The organism is Rheinheimera sp. (genome assembly GCF_036568245.1).
Taxonomy (GTDB): domain Bacteria; phylum Pseudomonadota; class Gammaproteobacteria; order Enterobacterales; family Alteromonadaceae; genus Alishewanella.
On sequence record NZ_DATCSY010000200.1, the window covers coordinates 1 to 3,017 of the forward strand.

Genomic DNA, 3,017 nt, shown 5'->3' on the forward strand with positions numbered 1-3,017 from the left:
CATTGTAATGCTACCGAAAAAGCCGCGATAAAACTGGCCAGGCTGGGCCGGCCGGTTAAAAAGATGATTGGCGGTGTTACCGGCTGGTTGGATGAAGGCTTTACGCTGGTAACTGAGCGCTAAATCTGTAATGACTGCTAAAAAAGGGCGTTACCGCCCTTTTCATTTACGCAATGCAAATTATTCATCTGCCTGATAAAACAACTGGCCGCGAATGGCGCCGGCCGGGTAATCGGGGTTATGTACGTTAATGTAATAGTCTTGTGGGTTTTCCAGAATTTCGCTGACACTGATACCGGTGGGAAACTTGCCGGCCTCGCCTTCAGTTAAACAATCGGCGGCATTGCCATCTTCCGGCCCGGCCAGCACGGCCACCACAGGGCCGTTTTCGCCCTGTTTACCCTGATGAATATGTGCCACTATGCCGCTGCCTACCGGCACCAGCTGAATTTTGGCGACCGTCAGCACATAGCACAGCGTAAAGGGGTCGTTATCAATGCCAAACACATACGCCTGCCCCCTGCCATTGGGGTCGCCGACGATACGTTTGTTACTGCCATCAGCTGCAACTTCCTGCCTGCCGTCCAGGGTTGCTTCCAGCAGGCTGTTAGTATGCCCGGCCAGGGCGCTTGTACTGACAAAAGCACTTGCGATCAACATCGTAAAAGCCGTTTTATTGCTAAACATGGTATTTCTCCGTTAAGTTCAGTGATGTCGATAAACTCCAACAACGGACTACAGTTATCAGCTATATAACGACTGAGGTTTTAAACCGGATGCAGCTGCAGTGATATTTTTCCGGTGCTGTTTTTGCATCAGTTTGCCGCTGTACTGATACAAAAGCCCCGCTACACCGTAGTGCCGGTTATCAGACAGACAAATCAAAGGAACACGATGAAAACACTAATTTATACTGCTTTGTTATGCATTCTGCTTACCGCCCTGCCCGGCTGCACCGGCAAACCCGATGGCGTAACGCCGGTAACGCCGTTTGCGCTTGAGCGTTATTTAGGCCAGTGGCATGAAATTGCACGACTGGACCACCGCTTTGAGCGTGGTTTAACGGATGTAACAGCGAACTACAGCCTGCGAGATGATGGCGGTGTAAAAGTCATCAACCGTGGTTTTAGCGCTGAAGATAATGCCTGGGAGCAGGCCGAAGGTAAGGCGTATTTTGTCGGTGACTCTAATACCGGTGCGCTTAAGGTATCGTTCTTTGGCCCGTTTTACGGCAGTTACAATGTGGCGCGCTTAAGCGACGACTACAGCATGGCACTGGTGATTGGGCCGTCGCTGGATTACGCCTGGTTGCTATCACGTAGTAAAACCCCGGCCCAAACGCAGTGTGATGCTTTTATGCAAACGGCTACTGATTTAGGTATTAAGCCAGGGAGTTGGATTTGGCTGCAGCAATGTGGCACTGAATAAAGCGGGTAAAACATTGCTGATAGCCCTCGCTGTCAAACGCCTTTGAGGCCGGGTTCATAAAACCGTGGCCGCAGGCTGTCTGCACCGCAGTGATGCCAGGCTTTTTACTTAGTTCTGTGCAGATAGCTGCCACAGCAAAATGCGGCTCGCTGTGGCCAAAAATAACCTGCACCGGCAACTTTGGTCTGACAGCAAGATGCTGATGAATTTGCCCGGGGTAAAACAGTACTGCCTGAGTTATTTGCCCGGCATCAGCTGCAGCAAGTCCCCGCCACAGCGCTGTTGCACCGGCGCTAAAGCCCAGCGCAAGCGTATAGGGTTGCGCCAGCGCCTGTGCAATACAGGCAGCATAAGCGTCGTGGCCGCCGTTACTGCTGTATGCCTGATAAGCAGCTGTTTCATCTACAAAACTCTGCTCCCCGCCCTGATAAGGGTCGATAATGGTCACCGCAGTACCTGCTGCCGTAATATCCTGCAGCAAAGGCTGCAACGCAGTGCAGTTACCGAAAATATCTGTTACCAGTAGTATATTGCTACTCAACTTAATCACCTGCTTCAGATAAAACCACTGCCGCCTGCGGCTGCAACTGTGCCTAAGATAACATTTTGCTCCTCACCAAACCTGCAACTTTTACAATTTAGGCAGGCTGGCATGAACACCTTACAGGGTTGATCAACTGAGTTCTGCCGCCAGCGCCGCTATGGCGCACTGTTGCCGGGTTGGAACAGCTCTTGCTGTACTCTTTAGCAGAATTAACCGCCAGCACCGGCGAATGTTAAAAGCTAATGTTAAGTACTTAGGAGGACCAGATGGCAATTATTAATTGGGCAACCGCGAAATATGAAGGCCTGGGTAAAGAGGGTAAAGGCCAGGTGTCTACCCAGTCGGGCGCGTTAAAACAACAGCCTTATGGTTTTAACACCCGCTTTGAAGATAAAGCCGGCACCAACCCGGAAGAGCAGGTAGCTGCCGCTCATGCATCCTGTTTTACCATGGCACTGTCTTTTGCATTAGCTAAACAGGGCTTTAGTAAAGGCACGCTCGAATCCAAAGTGGACATTACGCTGGTAAAAGACGGTGATGGCTTTGCCATTACTAAATCAGAAATCCGGCTCGATGCCAAAGTGCCCGGTATCAGCGGTGAGGAGTTTGAAAAAACCGCAGTAGAGGCCAAATTAAACTGCCCAATCTCTAAGCTGCTAAATTGCGATGTGACGCTTGATATCACCTCGTTTGACGGCAATTAAAGCCACCCTGCCTGCAAAGCGGCACTCTGTTTTGCAGGCGCAAACAACCCGGAGGCCAAGCAGATGACAACAGACACCTCAACGCACAACAGCCACGGTATTGCCAACTACGAGGCGCTGAAAACGGCAATAGCCAACAACGAAGCGCAGCGGATAAAAGAGTTACTGGCGGGTAAGTCGATGCAGCAACTGGAAAAAGACTACCTGCTGGATTTAGCCCGGTTGGACAATAACCGCACTATCATCGCACTGCTCGACGCGGTGCCGGTACGTAAGTAGCCAGTGTACAACCAACAGTGGCGCTAAGCCGGCGGCGTGTTAAGGCTGATTAAATTCTGATA

5 protein-coding genes are annotated in these 3,017 nt (G+C 50.9%); 3 read left to right on the plus strand and 2 right to left on the minus strand.

Annotated elements, in window-relative coordinates; translation table 11 throughout:
• Nucleotides 1-180: 180 nt before the first annotated feature.
• Nucleotides 181-687: a CHRD domain-containing protein gene (locus tag VIN66_RS09010; protein WP_331923668.1), complete on the minus strand. Its 507-nt coding sequence runs from the start codon at nt 685-687 to the stop codon at nt 181-183.
• A gap of 207 nt (nt 688-894) precedes the next feature.
• Between VIN66_RS09010 and VIN66_RS09015 the strand changes: the two genes are divergently transcribed.
• Complete coding sequence (locus tag VIN66_RS09015; protein ID WP_331923669.1) at nt 895-1,428, plus strand: lipocalin family protein; 534 nt, start codon at nt 895-897, stop codon at nt 1,426-1,428.
• Here the strand turns inward: VIN66_RS09015 and VIN66_RS09020 are convergent.
• Nucleotides 1,382-1,969 (minus strand): dienelactone hydrolase family protein, encoded by a 588-nt coding sequence (locus VIN66_RS09020; protein WP_331923670.1) that lies wholly within the window; start codon nt 1,967-1,969, stop codon nt 1,382-1,384. The genes VIN66_RS09015 and VIN66_RS09020 overlap by 47 nt on opposite strands.
• 269 nt (nt 1,970-2,238) lie before the next feature.
• Between VIN66_RS09020 and VIN66_RS09025 the strand changes: the two genes are divergently transcribed.
• Together VIN66_RS09025 and VIN66_RS09030 are read left to right on the plus strand one after the other, a co-directional pair.
• The gene (locus tag VIN66_RS09025; RefSeq protein WP_331923671.1) at nt 2,239-2,676 is read left to right on the plus strand and encodes an OsmC family protein; all 438 of its coding nucleotides are present in this window, start codon (nt 2,239-2,241) and stop codon (nt 2,674-2,676) included.
• 63 nt (nt 2,677-2,739) lie between these two features.
• Nucleotides 2,740-2,955, plus strand: a complete 216-nt coding sequence (locus VIN66_RS09030) for a hypothetical protein (protein ID WP_331923672.1) — start codon at nt 2,740-2,742, stop codon at nt 2,953-2,955.
• The last annotated feature ends 62 nt before the right edge of the window (nt 2,956-3,017 follow it).